Origin of the sequence: Chengkuizengella sp. SCS-71B, from assembly GCF_040100845.1 — a bacterium.
Classification (GTDB): Bacteria; Bacillota; Bacilli; order Paenibacillales; family KCTC-33759; genus Chengkuizengella.
Genome location: NZ_JAZHSH010000001.1, coordinates 3289375 through 3304372, shown reverse-complemented (window position 1 = coordinate 3304372; position 14998 = coordinate 3289375). Strand labels below are relative to the sequence as shown.

Below are 14998 nucleotides of genomic sequence, written 5' to 3'. Positions count from 1 at the left end.
AATATGCTAATAAATAGCACTCTTTTTTACATTCCAGCCCATAGATAAGAGTCCAAGCAACTTCATTAGATTATTCATAAGATAGGATAAACGGATAATTATAAAGTTGGGAGGTAAGTTTATGGGATTAAAGAAAGGACCTTCTGTTGTAGCTGATACGGTTTCGGTAGATGATCCATATAGTGAGGCAGCTGGTGCGATTCTTCTTGCTGCTGATGGTGACTTTGAAATTGTAGCTACCGTCGAGGTGTGCGTTAAACAACCACAAAGAACTCAGGTGTCAATTGATTCAATGGCACAAATTGCTTTAGAAGAGGATGTTGGTCAAATTGCTGCTATAGATGAGGATAGTGACCTAGGAGTTTTAATGAGTGGCCCTGTAACTTTTGAAGTGACCTATGAGATCTTGCGTAATGGTGATGTCATTGCAACGATTAACGATGAAATGGATTATGAGGCACCAGTAGGTACCACAGGAAGACATACAAACTTTCCAAACTTTCCTATAGTAGATAATAATCCAAGAGCTGGAATCAACACATATGCACTTAAAATTACAAGGGTTTTTGTAACTGAACCAGTTAAAGCTGTAATTAACGTCTTTGTTGCATCTCGTAGTCTAAAAGCCACTGTATTTCCAGTATAGATACCAGTTTGAAAAAAAAATTTTATATTTGAACTTCTTCTAAATACCTTCTTTTCACTGAGGAGGTATTTTATGTACGGAGGATTTTTGAATGAATGTAGTTAGAGCGATGGAATTAATTAAAGAGTATGAAGTCTGTGAACAGTGTGGTAGTAGTCATATCGGTAATGGTGCAGGGACTTTAGAAATAGATGATAAATCATTTAAAAGAACATGTAAATGTGGATGGGTAGTTGAAGTAGATGATCGATGAAATATTCTGTCCGTCTTGTGGCGAAGAAATGAATCATTGGAATCAAGGAATATATGAATGTGAATGTGGTTGCATGATTGATGGAGAGGTTTATGAAGAAATGGGATTAGACTGTCATGCCATCTAAACCTAAGAAACCATGTAATCATCCAAGCTGTTTAAAACCATCAAGAGAAGCTTATTGTGATGAACACAAGAAAAATAAACACCAATACTATGATAAGTATGTAAGAGATAAGAAGAGTAAAACATTCTATCAAAGCAAGGAATGGAAGATTATAAGACAACAAGTCTTAACTAGAGATCGTCATCTATGTCAGCACTGTTTAAAATAAAAGCAAATCACTCCAGCAAATATGGTGGATCACATTACACCGATTAAAGAGGACTGGTCATTGAGGTTAGACCTATGTAATCTACAATCGTTATGTCATTGCTGTCATAACAAAAAGACAGCAGAAGAGGTGAGTAGGAGAGGATAAAGAAGATAAATAAAAAAGTTCCTTCTCATCATTATTGAGAAGAAACTTAGCATAAAAAGACTGGAACAATGGGTATTTTGATAAAAACATATGTGAATGTTGTACTTTCAATTTATTCTAGCACATCCCATATTGATACAGACAAATGTGGACTTTATATAAACGAAGACAAATGTCCAATCATGTATATCATCCAATGCATACTATATTTCATCAAATAAATAAACTAATAAAGGTGTGATTTTATTATGAGTTGTAATTGTAATACAGCCCCTTGGAAAAAGAAATGTTGTCCAGATTGTAAAGTTACGATTAATGAATGTTGCTTATGTGAGATCGATGGTTGTATTGTTCAAGATTGTATCGATGGGGCGGGGGCTCCACTATCAGAACAATATGTTTTTTCTGACACCAATGTGGATATCTGTATTAATATCAAAAATGATCCTATTCGTGAATTTGACAGTACTCCTTGTGAGTTCTGTAACTGTGATTTCATGGCAACTTTACGAGACCAAGCTGGTATGGACATCGTAGGCCCCATCCTTATTCAACCGGGACAGAAAAAATCCTTAATCGCAAAACAGGTATGTAAGCTTATCATTACTGGCGTTGCAAATACAGGAGATCCCAGTTTTAATGGGGTGCGTGGAAGTTATAACGGGACGGTGAGATTAGCTGATTAGGATACCTTCTTGAATATTCAATGAGAGGATGGCTTAGCAACATGTCAATGTTGTTCTACAGTAAGTCTTAATGTACAAATACTCCATCAATAGTGAGTTTTCATATGAATGACGTTGTGTGTCTTAAGGCAGACTGAAGAATCTGCCATATCTTGAGGTAACGATGAATTGATGAAGGAGGAGAGAATCAAATGGGGTTTGTTTATGCTGCAAATGTCTTTGCCGATACCGTATCCGTGATTGCGAGCAGTACGAATAGTGTGATTGCGACCGTTCCTGTTGGGAATGAGCCAGTTGCCATAGTGATCACGCCAAATTAAACCTGATGAGAGCACGGATAGATGGAGAAAATACATCCTTAATCGCAAAACAGGTATGTAAGCTTATCATTACTGGCGTTGCAAATACAGGAGATCCCAGTTTTAATGGGGTGCGTGGAAGTTATAACGGGACGGTGAGATTAGCTAATTAGAATACCTTCTTGAATATTCATGGAGAGGTGTGATTTAGAAGTATATCAATGTTGTTCTACAGCAAGTCTTAATGTACAAATACTCCATCAATAGTGAGTTTTCATATGAATGACGTTGTGTGTCTTAAGGCAGACTGAAAAACCTGCTATATATTGAGGTAACGATGAATTGATGAAGGAGGAGAGAATCAAATGGGGTTTGTTTATGTTGCAAATGGAGATGACGATACAGTATCCGTAATTGCGACCAGTACGAATAGTGTGATTGCGACGATAGACGTTGGAGATTTAGGTTTCTCATTAGGTGTAGTGATCACGCCGGATGGGAAATTTGTTTATGTTGGGAATGAATTTGACAATACCCTATCCGTGATTGCGACCAGTACGAATAGTGTGATTGCGACGATAGACGTTGGAGATTTAGATTTCGTCCAAGTAGGTTTGGTGATCACGCCGGATGGGAAATTTGTTTATGTTACAAATCAAGATGACGCTACCGTATCCGTGATTGCGACCAGTACGAATAGTGTAATTGCGACGATAGACGTTGGAGATTTAAGTTTCCCAGTAGGTATGGTGATCACGCCGGATGGGAAATTTGTTTATGTTGCAAATGATAATGACAATACCGTATCCGTGATTGCGACCAGTACGAATAGTGTAATTGCGACCGTTCCTGTTGGGGATGATCCAGATACTATAGTGACCACGCCGGATGGGAAATTTGTTTATGTTGCAAATGAAATTGACAATACCGTATCCGTGATTGCGACCAGTACGAATAGTGTAATTGCGACGATAGACGTTGGAGATTTAAGTTTCCCAGTAGGTATGGTGATCACGCCAAAATAAACCTGATGAGAGCACAGATAGATGGTTACTTCCGTCTAGGTATAGTAATTGTAATACAGCCCCTTGGAAAAAGAAATGTTGTCCAGATTGTAAAGTTACGATTAATGAATGTTGCTTATGTGAGATCGATGGTTGTATTGTTCAAGATTGTATCGATGGGGCGGGGGCTCCACTATCAGAACAATATGTTTTTTCTGACACTAATGTGGATATCTGTATTAATATCAAAAATGATCCTATTCGTGAATTTGACAGTACTCCTTGTGAGTTCTGTAACTGTGATTTCATGGCAATTTTACGAGACCAAGCTGGTATGGACATCGTAGGCCCCATCCTTATTCAACCGGGACAGAAAAAATCCTTAATCGCAAAACAGGTATGTAAGCTTATCATTACTGGCGTTGCAAATACAGGAGATCCCAGTTTTAATGGGGTGCGTGGAAGTTATAACGGGACGGTGAGATTAGCTGATTAGGATACCTTCTTGAATATTCATGGAGAGGTGTGACTTAGAAGTATATCAATGTTGTTCTACAGTAAGTCTTAATGTACAAGTACTCCATCAATAGTGAGTTATGAATGACGTTGTGTGTCTTGAGGCAGACTGAAGAATCTGTCATATATTGAGGTAACGATGAATTGATGAAGGAGGAGAGAATCAAATGGGATTTGTTTATGTTGCAAATATCTTTGCCGATACCGTATCCGTGATTGCGAGTAGTACGAATAGTGTGATTGCGACTGTTCCTGTTGGGGATCGTCCAAACGCCATAGAGATCACGCCGGATGGAAAATTTGTTTATGTTGCAAATCAAGATGACGATACCGTATCCGTAATAGCGACCAGTACGAATAGTGTGATTGCGACCGTTCCTGTTGGGGATCGTCCATTTGACATAGTGATCTCACCGGATGGAAAATTTGTTTATGTTACAACTAGCTCTGCCAATACCGTATCCGTAATAGCGACCAGCACGAATAGTGTGATTGCAATCGTTCCTCTTGGGAATCCATTTGACATAGTGATCTCACCGGATGGAAAATTTGTTTATGTTACAAATACAAATGGAGACGGTACCGTATCCGTGATTGCGACCAGTACGAATAGTGTGATTGCGACCGTTCCTGTTGGGGATCGTCCAAATGCCATAGTGATCACGCCGGATGGAAAATTTGTTTATGTTGCAAATGGATTTGATGCTACCGTATCCGTGATTGCGACCAGCACGAATAGTGTGATTGCGACTGTTCCTGTTGTTGGGATTAATCCAATTGGTATGGTGATCACGCCGGATGGAAAATTTGTTTATGTTACAAATCAAGTTAACGATATCGTATCCGTAATTGCGATTAGCACGAATAGTGTGATTGCGACTGTTCCTGTTGGGGATGATCCAGAGGCATTAGAGATCACGCCGGATGGAAAATTTGTTTATGTTGCAAATAGAGGTGATGATACCGTATCCGTGATTGCGACCAGTACGAATAGTGTGATTGCCACGATAGGTGTTGGAAATTTAGGTTTCTCAGTAGGTATAGTGATCTCACCGGATGGGAAATTTGTTTATGTTGCAAATGAAGATGACGATACCGTATCCGTGATTGCGACCAGTACGAATAGTGTGATTGCGACTGTTCCTGTTGGGGAGAATCCATTTGTTATAGTGATCACACCAAAATAAACCTGATGAGAGCACGGATAGATGGAGAAAATACATCCTTAATCGCAAAACAGGTATGTAAGCTTATCAATACTGGCGTTGCAAATACAGGTAATCCCAGTTTCAATGGGGTGCGTGGAAGTTATAACGGGACGGTGAGATTAGCTGATTAGGATACCTTCTTGAATATTCATGGAGAGGGATGACTTAGCAACATGTCAATGTTGCTCTACAACAAGTCTTAATGTACAAATATTCTATCAATATTGAGTTTTATATAAATGACGTTGTGTGTCTTGAGGCAGACTGAAGAATCTTCCATATATTGAGGTAACGATGAATTGATGAAGGAGGAGAGAATCAAATGGGGTTTGTTTATGTTGCAAATGAAGATGACGCTACCGTATCCGTGATTGCGACCAGTACGAATAGTGTGATTGCGACCGTTCCTGTTGGGGGTCGTCCAGTTGGTATGGTGACCACGCCGGATGGGAAATTTGTTTATGTTGCAAATGGACTTGACGCTACCGTATCCGTGATAGCGACGAGTACGAATAGTGTGATTGCGACCGTTCCTGTTGGGAATGATCCAGTTGGTATGGTGATCACGCCGGATGGGAAATTTGTTTATGTTACAAATGGAGATGACGCTACCGTATCCGTGATTGCGACCAGTACGAATAGTGTGATTGCGACCGTTCCTGTTGGGGGTCGTCCAGTTGGTATGGTGACCACGCCGGATGGGAAATTTGTTTATGTTGCAAATGGAGATGACGCTACCGTATCCGTGATTGCGATTAGCACGAATAGTGTGATTGCGATTGTTCCTGTTGGGGATAGTCCACTTAATATAGTGACCACGCCGGATGGGAAATTTGTTTATGTTAAAAATTCAGACAATACCGTATCCGTGATTGCGACCAGTACGAATAGTGTGATTGCGACCGTTCCTGTTGGGGATGATCCAATTCCCATAGAGATCACGCCGGATGGGAAATTTGTTTATGTTGCAAATCAAGATGACGCTACCGTATCCGTGATAGCGACCAGTACGAATAGTGTGATTGCGACCGTTCCTGTTGGCAATCTTCCAGATTTTTCTATAGAGATCACACCGGATGGGAAATTTGTTTATGTTACAAATGGAGGTGACGCTACCGTATCCGTGATAGCGACCAGTACGAATAGTGTGATTGCGACCGTTCCTGTTGGGGGTAATATGGTGATCACGCCGGATGGGAAATTTGTTTATGTTGCAAATGCAAATGACAATACCGTATCCGTAATTTCGACCAGTACGAATAGTGTAATTGCGACCGTTCCTGTTGGGCTTTTTCCATTTGCCATAGTGATCACGCCAAAATAAACCTGACGAGAGCACGGATAGATGGAGAAAATACATCCTTAATCGCAAAACAGGTATGTAAGCTTATCATTACTGGCGTTGCAAATACAGGAGATCCCAGTTTTAATGGGGTGCGTGGAAGTTATAACGGGACGGTGAGATTAGCTAATTAGGATACCTTCTTGAATATTCAATGAGAGGTGTGACTTAGAAGTATATCAATGTTATTCTACAGTAAGTCTTAATGTATAAATACTCCATCAATAGTGAGTTATGAATGACGTTGTGTGTCTTGAGGCAGACTGAAGATTCTGTCATATCTTGAGGTAACGATGAATTGATGAAGGAGGAGAGAATCAAATGGGGTTTGTTTATGTTGCAAATAGAGGTGATGATACCGTATCCGTGATTGCGAGCAGTACGAATAGTGTGATTGCGACCGTTCCTGTTGGGGATGATCCACTTAACATAGTGACCACGCCGGATGGGAAATTTGTTTATGTTGGGAATATAGATGACAATACCGTATCCGTGATTGCGACCAGTACGAATAGTGTGATTGCCACGATAGGTGTTGGAATTTTAGGTGTCTCAGTAGGTATAGTGATCACGCCGGATGGAAAATTTGTTTATGTTAGGAATGGAATTGACGATACCGTATCCGTGATTGCGAGCAGTACGAATAGTGTGATTGCGACGATAGGTGTTGGAAATTCAGATTTTCCAGTAGGTATGGTGATCACGCCGGATGGGAAATTTGTTTATGTTGCAAATGGAGATGACGATACAGTCTCCGTGATTGCGACCAGCACGAATAGTGTGATTGCGACCGTTCCTGTTGGGGATGATCCAGATAATATGGTGATCACACCGGATGGGAAATTTGTTTATGTTGCAAATGAAGATGGCGATACAGTCTCCGTGATTGCGACCAGCACGAATAGTGTGATTGCCACGATAGGTGTTGGAATTTTAGGTGTCTCAGTAGGTATAGTGATCACGCCGGATGGAAAATTTGTTTATGTTGGGAATGGAGCTACCGTATCCGTGATTGCGACCAGCACGAATAGTGTGATTGCGACTATTCCTGTTGGGGGTAGTCCAGTTGGTATGGTGATCACGCCGGATGGGAGATTTGTGTATGTTGCAAATAGATTTGACGCTACCGTATCCGTGATTGCAACCAGTACGAATAGTGTGATTGCGACCGTTCCTGTTGGGGATGTTCCACTTAACATAGTGACCACGCCGGATGGAAAATTTGTTTATGTTGCAAATGGAGACGACGCTACCGTATCCGTGATTGCGACCAGTACGAATAGTGTGATTGCGACTGTTCCTGTTGGGGATAGTCCAGTTGGTATGGTGATCACGCCAAAATAAACCTGATGAGAGCACGGATAGATGGAGAAAATACATCCTTAGTATCTAGTTGTAAAATAGAAAGAATTGGCCATCCACAGTAGTTTTCTTGAGGGCTGGATTCTTTTAATATCTGTAATATCTATTTCAAAACCACATTCCTCAGATATCTCTAGGTAGTTTGCTCTTTTTAATTAGCGCAAGTTTGAGGAAGAAATTTCTATTCTATCTGATCCATTTGCCTCAGCTAGCAGACAATCAAGATTTAAAAAGAGAAAAGACAAAGTTTGAAAGAAAGGGTAGGGGGGATGAAAAAGCCTATTATATAGGGCTTTTAAACCGGGACAAATAACAAAAAATATTTCACTCTAATTATAAACAAATTTGTTTTATAAGTCACTTTTAAAAATTTTAGCTTATACTGTTCAAGAAAATGATATATTGAATTATGGGGTTGAAAAAGGAATTGATGTAATGGTAATAAGAAAACAAAACTACAGTTCTGCAGATACTGTAATGGCCATATCTATAGAAATGGAAACAAAATCAGTAAAAAAAGCATGTGAAGTTAATGGAGAAGAAGAATATATTATGGGAGTCATTATTACTGGTTGAGGTTAGTATGAATGTGTAAAAAATGTGTAAAAAAATTTTAATTTATATCTTATTTAATCGTATTCTACCAAAATAAATGGAATCAAAAAAATCCTCTGAAACATTGTTATATCAACGTTCCAGAGGATTTGGTATATGTATTTACCTTGACTCACAAGTATGTAATGGCGTCCCAGGAGAGATACAGTAACCTGACTGCGATGTTATGCTTTCGAGGTTTATGCTTCGACGAACTCTAACTTTCGAATTATCTCTGGGTCTTTGTATTTTCTTTGATGTTTTTAAATGGCGTCCCAGGAGAGATTCGAACTCCCGACCGACGGCTTAGAAGGCCGTTGCTCTATCCAGCTGAGCTACTGGGACATGTTTGTGTTTCGTTTGAAGCGACAAGAAATATATTAACACATGATTTTTAATTATGCAATACTAAATTGAAATTTTAATCCTTTTTATTTGAACGATTTACAATCCATAACATAATAAACGAAATAAGAACGATGCTAAAGATCCACAACCACACTAAAGTCGTATCACCTGTTTCCGTAGCTAGAAAAATGGCAGTTGATATCGTTTGTGTTTTATTAGGGATATTACCTGCAATCATAATGGTAGCTCCAAATTCACCTAATCCTCTTGCAAATCCTAAAATATAAGCTGATACAAAAAATTTGAAAGATAATGGGATGGTAATAAATCTTATAACCTGCCATTCAGATGCTCCACTGTTTCTTGCAGCGTTTTCGATCTCGTTTTCAACGGATGAAAAACCAGATTTGAGTGTTTGATAGACTAAAGGGAATGAGACAACAACTGCGGCGATTACTGCAGCCCACCATGTGAAAACGACAGGCTGATGAAATATCCATTCAATCGCTTGTCCAACCCAACTATTCCTTCCTAAAACAATTAATAAAAGAAATCCTACAACAGTAGGCGGCAGCACTAATGGAAGCATAAAAACGGTTTCCAATAACGCTTTTCCAGGAAACCTTCTTCGTGCCATGATAAACGCAACTGGAATAGAAAATAAGAAAACAACAATACTTGCAGTAAAAGCAACCTTTAAAGAGATAATAATAGGTGTTATAAAAGATTCTAATTCGAAGTTTGTCATAAGATCAACCTTATTGTTTTAGTTTTAAAAAGCCATACTCTTTAAATATATTTTGTGATACTTCATTTTGTAAGAAAGTGATAAAAGTTTCTGCTAATTTTTTATTTTTCGTATCATTTATAATACCAATTGGATAAGTTATGGAGTCAGATATGGTTTGATCTGCTACGTAAATGATTTTTGATTGATTTGATTGCAGCGCATCACTTTTATAAACAAAAGCAACATCCACATTTCCTGTATCTGCAAAATTCAAAGCTTGTCTTACATTCGTAGAGAAAATAAATTTTGATTCTAATTCTTGCCATAGTTCTAAATTTTTTAGTAGTAGTTTTGTATAACTTCCAGCTGGTACAACCTTAGGATCGCCAACAGCTATGGAAGTAATTTTAGGATCTAATAATTCATCTAATGAATCTATATATAAATCAGAGTCGTTTTTTGTTATGAGTACGATTTGATTTGAAAGTAAATTAACGATATCATTTGATTCAATTAAACCGAGTTTAACTACTTCATCCATATATTGTTGATTTGCTGGAAAAAACACATCTATAGGTGCTCCTTGTTTGATTTGAGATGCTAAAGTACCAGATGCACCGAAATTATAAATGAGATTTATATCTGTATTATTTTTTTCAAATTCGTTTTTTATTTCATATAAAGCATTTGTTAAACTGGATGCAGCAGATATATTTAACTCAATCACATCTCGACCAGAGTTATTTTGAGTAGTACATGAACTGATTAGTAAGATGAAAAATAAGCATATACTAATTTTCAGAGTAAGTTTTTTTGTTGAAAACTTCATTTCATAACCTCTTTATTATAATAATTGCCTTAACAGCCTCTATTAGTATGACCTAGCTATATATTACACCTAAAAGATGTGTTTAAAAAGTCCTTAATGATCTAGAACGACAAATTGATTTAAAACAGCTATTGATTGAGAGGTGAAAAAAATGGACCAAAAGAAAAATATAATTTTGTTCCCAGGTACATTACAAAGTTATCAGAATACTTTAACGACTTTGTTAGAGACAGAGCAATATGATGAAGCACTAAAATTGTTACATTATTTGTTACAGTGTGAAGGTGAGGATGAAGAAACATATAAGGAATGGGAGTTACTTTTAGAGTGGTTAACAACTCATACAGCAACTTTGCAACAGAATCAAAAAGCTGATGGTGAAGAATGGGATGAAACAAATATAATAAACGAGCAAATCCAAATGAAACTATTAGAGGATGAGGGTTATACTGATAAATTGTTAGAAATGTTAATGAATGAATCCTCTTCTGTTGAGAAAAAATGGTTAGCGTTAGATCAGCTGGTTCATATAGATGATAAGCAAATGAATGAAAAGATAATAAAATGGTTTCAAAATGGGAGCTTGAATCCTATGTTGCAATTTAAAGCATTGCAAACATTAAAACAAAGAGGAGCCACAGGAAAAGTTTCTTTTAATAAACTTGGTGAGAAATTAAAGGTTAATATTGAAAATACACCTATACATTTTGAGGATTTTCCGAATGTCGTTGTTGATGTGATTCAGAGTGTAAGAGAGATAACAGAAACTAATGATCCCATTATTAGTGCTTTTGCAGAACAGACTTGGAAAGAATACTTATCCTATATATATGGAACCAATAATTACACTGAAATTACCCAACTTCAAAATTCAGCTCCATGTGCTTATGCATTACATAAAATTTCATTGGAAATGACGATAGGAAGCATAGATGAGGAACTTTTAATTCAATCATATGATCTAAAAAAACATGAAGTTTTAATGATGGAAAAAACATATAAAAATATAAAATCTTATATTGAAACGGTTTTACAAATTTATTGAAATGTTTAAGAGACATTGTATTGATTTTTCATAGTCAACTTTTGTATAATAAAGTTTTGTAGGAATGGAAAATTTCTATTCTGTCTTTTCATGGACAATATTTAAAGTTTATCTTATAATGTAGTGGTTATAATGGTAAGTATAGATATTTACCAAATGAAGAAACGGTAAATTTTTTGGAGGGGAAAGCATAAAATGAAAGCAAGCTGGGAAAAATTAGAGAAGAACGAAGGCGTTCTTAACATTGAAGTAGATGAAAGCCAAGTAGCAGATGCACTTGATCAAGCTTTTAAAAAAGTAGCAAAAAAGGCTAACGTACCTGGATTCCGTAAAGGTAAAGTACCTCGTCAAATTTTTGAAGCAAGATTTGGAGTAGAAAGTTTATATCAAGATGCTTTGGACATTATATTGCCTATTGCATACTCTGGTGCAATAATGGAAACAAAAATTGATCCGATTGATCGTCCTGAAATCGATATAGAACAATTTGAAAAAGGTAAACCACTTAAATTCACTGCTAAAGTGCAAGTTAAACCTGAAGTGAATCTAGGTGAATATAAAGGCTTGGAAATTCCTGAGAAAGATTTCTCAGTGAGTGATGAGTCCCTTGAAGAAGAATTGAAAAAAAATCAGGAACGTCATGCAGAATTAATTGTTGTTGAAGAAGGCGCTGCAGAAAAAGGCGATACTGTCATCATTGATTTTGAAGGTTCTGTAGATAACGAACCTTTTGAAGGTGGAAAAGCTGAGAAGTATTCATTAGAGTTAGGTTCAGGTTCATTTATTCCTGGATTTGAAGATCAAGTAGAAGGAATGGCTAAAGATGAGGAAAAAGATGTAGAAGTTACATTCCCTGATCAATATCAAGCTGAAAATTTAGCTGGAAAACCAGCTGTCTTCAAAGTGAAATTACATGAAATTAAAAGAAAGAAATTGCCAGTACTTGATGATGAATTTGCAAAAGATGTAAGTGAATTTGAAACATTAGATGAATATAAAGAAGATATAAAAAAAGGTTTACAAGAAACTAAGGAAAAAGAAGAAGACCAATATAGAGAAAATACAGTTGTAGAAAAAGCAACGGAAGTTTCAAGTGTTGAAATTCCTCAAGTTATGATTGAAACGGAAACGAATCACATGATTCAAGATTTTGAAAACCGCTTAAAAATGCAAGGTATGACTTTAGAAATGTATTATCAATTTTCTAATCAAGATGAAGCGGCATTAAAAGAACAAATGAAAAATGATGCTGAAAAAAGAGTAAACCAAACTTTAGTCTTAGAAGCAATTGCGGCTAACGAAAAAGTTGAAGTTACTGAAGAAGATTTAAATGAAGAATTAGAAAAATTAGCAGGCATGTACCAAAAAACGCCTGAAGAATTAAGAAACATCTTTACTGCTAATGGTAATTTAGAAACCTTAAAGCAAGATGTTGCTAATCGTAAAGCAATTCAACTTTTACTTGAACATAGTGTAAATGTACCAGCAGTTGAAGAAACTGAAGAGGCTGTAGAAGCTGTAGAAGAATAAATCATCATAACAGACTTGTAAAAGGCACAGCTATATTAGCGCGTGCCTTATTTTTTACCATTAAGGAAAGAAAAATTTCTTTTCAGTTGTTTAGTTAATATGACATCACGGTCATAACATGATAAAATAATTAAAATGAATTAAATTGTAACAAATTCATTTTAAGGTTCATTTTGTATAGATAAAAGGAGATGTATGCATGAATCTTGTACCTATAGTAGTTGAGCAAACGAATCGTGGAGAGAGATCTTATGATATATATTCACGATTACTAAAGGATCGAATTATTTTCTTAGGCAGTGCAATTGATGATAATGTTGCAAACATTGTCATGGCTCAAATGTTATTTTTAGCTGCGGATGACCCAGATAAAGACATACATTTGTATATTAATTCACCTGGAGGCTCTGTTACTGCAGGAATGGGAATTTTTGATACAATGCAATTTATAAAACCAGATGTTTCAACGATTTGTGTTGGAATGGCTGCAAGTATGGGATCATTATTGCTTACAGCGGGTGCAAAAGGAAAACGTTTTGCTTTACCTAATAGTGAAGTCATGATCCATCAACCACTTGGTGGTGTTAGAGGTCAAGCAACAGATATTAAAATTCATGCGGATTGGATTATTCGTACAAAGAAAAAGTTAAATCAAATATATGTAGAGAGAACAGGACAACCTATGAGTAAAATAGAGAGAGATACTGATAGGGATTTCTTTATGAGTGCTGACGAATCAAAGGAATATGGATTAATTGATGAAGTTATCACTCGTACCGATTTTATAAAGGAGTGACGGAATGTTTAAGTTTAACGATGAAAAAGGTCAATTAAAATGTTCTTTCTGTGGAAAATCACAAGAACAGGTAAGAAAATTAGTTGCAGGTCCAGGTGTATATATTTGTGATGAATGTATAGATTTATGTACTGAAATCGTTGAAGAAGAACTAGGTACTGAAGAAGAATTAGAAGTTCAGGAAATACCAAAACCTCAAGAGATTTTTGGTATCTTAAATGATTATGTAATCGGTCAAGAGCATGCAAAAAAATCTTTGTCCGTCGCGGTTTATAATCATTATAAACGAATAAATTCCAAGCATAAAGCTGAAGATGTGGAATTACAGAAAAGTAATATTGCACTAATTGGACCTACTGGAAGTGGAAAAACACTTCTGGCTCAAACATTAGCAAAAATTTTAAATGTACCGTTTGCTATAGCGGATGCCACTTCTTTAACAGAAGCTGGATACGTGGGCGAAGATGTTGAAAACATTTTATTAAAATTGATCCAAGCGGCTGATTATGATGTGGAAAAGGCAGAAAAAGGAATCATATACATTGATGAAATTGATAAAGTTGCAAGAAAATCTGAAAATCCATCTATTACAAGAGATGTTTCAGGTGAAGGGGTACAACAGGCTCTTTTGAAAATTTTAGAAGGAACTACTGCTTCTGTACCACCACAGGGAGGGCGTAAGCATCCTCATCAAGAATTTATTCAAATTGACACAACAAATATATTATTTATTTGCGGCGGTGCTTTTGATGGTATTGAACCAATAATAAAAAGAAGACTTGGTAAAAAAGTCATTGGTTTTAACAATAATGACAATGTCAAGAATAACTTGAATAAAGAAGAAGATTTCTTATCTTTGATTTTACCAGAAGATTTATTGAAATTTGGTTTGATTCCTGAATTTGTAGGGCGTCTTCCAGTGATTTCTTCATTGAATAAATTAGATGAAACTGCATTGGTACGCATCCTTAAGGAACCTAAAAATTCTCTAGTAAAACAATATCAAAAGCTGCTTGAAATTGATGGTGTCGAGCTGGAATTTGAAGATAATGCTTTAAGTGAAATTGCTAAAGAAGCCATTAAGAGAAATACAGGAGCTAGAGGTTTGAGGGCCATTATTGAAGATGTAATGTTGGATGTAATGTATGAGGTTCCATCCAAAACAGATATTAAAAAGTGTATTATCAAAGAGGATGTTATTAAGAATAAAGTAGCTCCTCAGTTATTAAAAGATGACAATAGTAAAGAAGAAAGTGCATAAAATAAATTCATAAAATCTAAAATTACCTATCTCACTGCTTTCAGATTTATGTATTGGGATAGGTAGT

The 14998-nt window shown here is 36.5% G+C and carries 21 protein-coding genes and 1 tRNA gene; 19 read left to right on the top strand and 3 right to left on the bottom strand.

Going from position 1 to position 14998, the window contains the following annotated elements; translation table 11 throughout:
- Window positions 1-121: 121 nt before the first annotated feature.
- The 15 genes from VQL36_RS16100 (at window position 122) to VQL36_RS16030 (ending at window position 8374) form a co-directional block, all read left to right on the top strand.
- Window positions 122-646, top strand: a complete 525-nt coding sequence (locus VQL36_RS16100; protein WP_349250301.1) for a hypothetical protein — start codon at window positions 122-124, stop codon at window positions 644-646.
- Between the two features lie 91 nt (window positions 647-737).
- Window positions 738-899: a DUF3797 domain-containing protein gene (locus tag VQL36_RS16095; RefSeq protein ID WP_349250300.1), complete on the top strand. Its 162-nt coding sequence runs from the start codon at window positions 738-740 to the stop codon at window positions 897-899.
- Window positions 889-1026 (top strand): hypothetical protein, encoded by a 138-nt coding sequence (locus VQL36_RS16090; protein WP_349250299.1) that lies wholly within the window; start codon window positions 889-891, stop codon window positions 1024-1026. Before VQL36_RS16095 ends, VQL36_RS16090 begins: the two co-directional genes overlap by 11 nt.
- Window positions 1016-1234: a hypothetical protein gene (locus tag VQL36_RS16085; protein ID WP_349250298.1), complete on the top strand. Its 219-nt coding sequence runs from the start codon at window positions 1016-1018 to the stop codon at window positions 1232-1234. The genes VQL36_RS16090 and VQL36_RS16085 overlap by 11 nt, the downstream gene beginning before the upstream one ends.
- A gap of 21 nt (window positions 1235-1255) precedes the next feature.
- Window positions 1256-1381 (top strand): HNH endonuclease, encoded by a 126-nt coding sequence (locus VQL36_RS16080; RefSeq protein WP_349250297.1) that lies wholly within the window; start codon window positions 1256-1258, stop codon window positions 1379-1381.
- 248 nt (window positions 1382-1629) lie between these two features.
- Complete coding sequence (locus VQL36_RS16075) at window positions 1630-2067, top strand: hypothetical protein (protein WP_349249249.1); 438 nt, start codon at window positions 1630-1632, stop codon at window positions 2065-2067.
- A gap of 191 nt (window positions 2068-2258) precedes the next feature.
- The gene (locus tag VQL36_RS16070; RefSeq protein ID WP_349250296.1) at window positions 2259-2387 is read left to right on the top strand and encodes a hypothetical protein; all 129 of its coding nucleotides are present in this window, start codon (window positions 2259-2261) and stop codon (window positions 2385-2387) included.
- Window positions 2388-2392: 5 nt separating this feature from the next.
- Window positions 2393-2539: a hypothetical protein gene (locus VQL36_RS16065; RefSeq protein WP_349250295.1), complete on the top strand. Its 147-nt coding sequence runs from the start codon at window positions 2393-2395 to the stop codon at window positions 2537-2539.
- A gap of 192 nt (window positions 2540-2731) precedes the next feature.
- Window positions 2732-3391 carry a beta-propeller fold lactonase family protein gene (locus VQL36_RS16060; RefSeq protein ID WP_349250294.1) on the top strand — a complete coding sequence of 220 codons (660 nt, stop codon included), beginning with the start codon at window positions 2732-2734 and terminating at the stop codon, window positions 3389-3391.
- A 286-nt stretch (window positions 3392-3677) separates the two neighbouring features.
- Window positions 3678-3866, top strand: coding sequence for a hypothetical protein (locus tag VQL36_RS16055; protein ID WP_349250293.1), 189 nt, complete (start codon window positions 3678-3680; stop codon window positions 3864-3866).
- Between the two features lie 187 nt (window positions 3867-4053).
- Window positions 4054-5073: a beta-propeller fold lactonase family protein gene (locus tag VQL36_RS16050; protein ID WP_349250292.1), complete on the top strand. Its 1020-nt coding sequence runs from the start codon at window positions 4054-4056 to the stop codon at window positions 5071-5073.
- A gap of 5 nt (window positions 5074-5078) precedes the next feature.
- On the top strand, window positions 5079-5225 hold the full coding sequence (locus VQL36_RS16045; protein WP_349250291.1) for a hypothetical protein: 147 nt from the start codon (window positions 5079-5081) through the stop codon (window positions 5223-5225).
- Between the two features lie 191 nt (window positions 5226-5416).
- Entirely contained in the window at window positions 5417-6418 is a 1002-nt protein-coding gene (locus VQL36_RS16040) for a beta-propeller fold lactonase family protein (protein WP_349250290.1), read from the top strand.
- A 339-nt stretch (window positions 6419-6757) separates the two neighbouring features.
- A complete protein-coding gene (locus VQL36_RS16035) occupies window positions 6758-7780 on the top strand; it encodes a beta-propeller fold lactonase family protein (RefSeq protein ID WP_349250289.1) in 1023 nt (340 codons plus the stop codon).
- A gap of 363 nt (window positions 7781-8143) precedes the next feature.
- The gene (locus VQL36_RS16030; protein WP_349250288.1) at window positions 8144-8374 is read left to right on the top strand and encodes a hypothetical protein; all 231 of its coding nucleotides are present in this window, start codon (window positions 8144-8146) and stop codon (window positions 8372-8374) included.
- A 286-nt stretch (window positions 8375-8660) separates the two neighbouring features.
- Here VQL36_RS16030 and VQL36_RS16025 read toward each other — a convergent pair.
- The 3 genes from VQL36_RS16025 to modA form a co-directional block, all read right to left on the bottom strand.
- A tRNA-Arg gene (locus VQL36_RS16025) sits at window positions 8661-8737 on the bottom strand.
- A 76-nt stretch (window positions 8738-8813) separates the two neighbouring features.
- Complete coding sequence (gene modB, locus VQL36_RS16020) at window positions 8814-9488, bottom strand: molybdate ABC transporter permease subunit (protein ID WP_349250287.1); 675 nt, start codon at window positions 9486-9488, stop codon at window positions 8814-8816.
- Between the two features lie 10 nt (window positions 9489-9498).
- Window positions 9499-10299, bottom strand: a complete 801-nt coding sequence (modA, locus tag VQL36_RS16015) for a molybdate ABC transporter substrate-binding protein (protein ID WP_349250286.1) — start codon at window positions 10297-10299, stop codon at window positions 9499-9501.
- Between the two features lie 151 nt (window positions 10300-10450).
- Here modA and VQL36_RS16010 point away from each other — a divergent pair, with 151 nt between their 5' ends.
- The 4 genes from VQL36_RS16010 (at window position 10451) to clpX (ending at window position 14931) form a co-directional block, all read left to right on the top strand.
- Window positions 10451-11344 (top strand): hypothetical protein, encoded by an 894-nt coding sequence (locus tag VQL36_RS16010; protein WP_349250285.1) that lies wholly within the window; start codon window positions 10451-10453, stop codon window positions 11342-11344.
- 195 nt (window positions 11345-11539) lie between these two features.
- Entirely contained in the window at window positions 11540-12874 is a 1335-nt protein-coding gene (tig, locus tag VQL36_RS16005; protein ID WP_349250284.1) for a trigger factor, read from the top strand.
- A 199-nt stretch (window positions 12875-13073) separates the two neighbouring features.
- Window positions 13074-13670, top strand: a complete 597-nt coding sequence (gene clpP / locus VQL36_RS16000; protein WP_349250283.1) for an ATP-dependent Clp endopeptidase proteolytic subunit ClpP — start codon at window positions 13074-13076, stop codon at window positions 13668-13670.
- A 4-nt stretch (window positions 13671-13674) separates the two neighbouring features.
- The gene (clpX, locus tag VQL36_RS15995; protein ID WP_349250282.1) at window positions 13675-14931 is read left to right on the top strand and encodes an ATP-dependent protease ATP-binding subunit ClpX; all 1257 of its coding nucleotides are present in this window, start codon (window positions 13675-13677) and stop codon (window positions 14929-14931) included.
- Window positions 14932-14998: the final 67 nt, after the last annotated feature.

What these genes read in the sequence shown, in the direction of transcription:
- VQL36_RS16100 (WP_349250301.1), top strand. Translation starts at nt 122, where the DNA reads ATGGGATTAAAGAAAGGACCTTCTGTTGTAGCTGATACGGTTTCGGTA.
- VQL36_RS16095 (WP_349250300.1), top strand. Translation starts at nt 738, where the DNA reads ATGAATGTAGTTAGAGCGATGGAATTAATTAAAGAGTATGAAGTCTGT.
- VQL36_RS16090 (WP_349250299.1), top strand. Translation starts at nt 889, where the DNA reads ATGATCGATGAAATATTCTGTCCGTCTTGTGGCGAAGAAATGAATCAT.
- VQL36_RS16085 (WP_349250298.1), top strand. Translation starts at nt 1,016, where the DNA reads ATGCCATCTAAACCTAAGAAACCATGTAATCATCCAAGCTGTTTAAAA.
- VQL36_RS16080 (WP_349250297.1), top strand. Translation starts at nt 1,256, where the DNA reads ATGGTGGATCACATTACACCGATTAAAGAGGACTGGTCATTGAGGTTA.
- VQL36_RS16075 (WP_349249249.1), top strand. Translation starts at nt 1,630, where the DNA reads ATGAGTTGTAATTGTAATACAGCCCCTTGGAAAAAGAAATGTTGTCCA.
- VQL36_RS16070 (WP_349250296.1), top strand. Translation starts at nt 2,259, where the DNA reads ATGGGGTTTGTTTATGCTGCAAATGTCTTTGCCGATACCGTATCCGTG.
- VQL36_RS16065 (WP_349250295.1), top strand. Translation starts at nt 2,393, where the DNA reads ATGAGAGCACGGATAGATGGAGAAAATACATCCTTAATCGCAAAACAG.
- VQL36_RS16060 (WP_349250294.1), top strand. Translation starts at nt 2,732, where the DNA reads ATGGGGTTTGTTTATGTTGCAAATGGAGATGACGATACAGTATCCGTA.
- VQL36_RS16055 (WP_349250293.1), top strand. Translation starts at nt 3,678, where the DNA reads ATGGCAATTTTACGAGACCAAGCTGGTATGGACATCGTAGGCCCCATC.
- VQL36_RS16050 (WP_349250292.1), top strand. Translation starts at nt 4,054, where the DNA reads ATGGGATTTGTTTATGTTGCAAATATCTTTGCCGATACCGTATCCGTG.
- VQL36_RS16045 (WP_349250291.1), top strand. Translation starts at nt 5,079, where the DNA reads ATGAGAGCACGGATAGATGGAGAAAATACATCCTTAATCGCAAAACAG.
- VQL36_RS16040 (WP_349250290.1), top strand. Translation starts at nt 5,417, where the DNA reads ATGGGGTTTGTTTATGTTGCAAATGAAGATGACGCTACCGTATCCGTG.
- VQL36_RS16035 (WP_349250289.1), top strand. Translation starts at nt 6,758, where the DNA reads ATGGGGTTTGTTTATGTTGCAAATAGAGGTGATGATACCGTATCCGTG.
- modB (WP_349250287.1), bottom strand. Translation starts at nt 9,488, where the DNA reads ATGACAAACTTCGAATTAGAATCTTTTATAACACCTATTATTATCTCT.
- modA (WP_349250286.1), bottom strand. Translation starts at nt 10,299, where the DNA reads ATGAAGTTTTCAACAAAAAAACTTACTCTGAAAATTAGTATATGCTTA.
- VQL36_RS16010 (WP_349250285.1), top strand. Translation starts at nt 10,451, where the DNA reads ATGGACCAAAAGAAAAATATAATTTTGTTCCCAGGTACATTACAAAGT.
- tig (WP_349250284.1), top strand. Translation starts at nt 11,540, where the DNA reads ATGAAAGCAAGCTGGGAAAAATTAGAGAAGAACGAAGGCGTTCTTAAC.
- clpP (WP_349250283.1), top strand. Translation starts at nt 13,074, where the DNA reads ATGAATCTTGTACCTATAGTAGTTGAGCAAACGAATCGTGGAGAGAGA.
- clpX (WP_349250282.1), top strand. Translation starts at nt 13,675, where the DNA reads ATGTTTAAGTTTAACGATGAAAAAGGTCAATTAAAATGTTCTTTCTGT.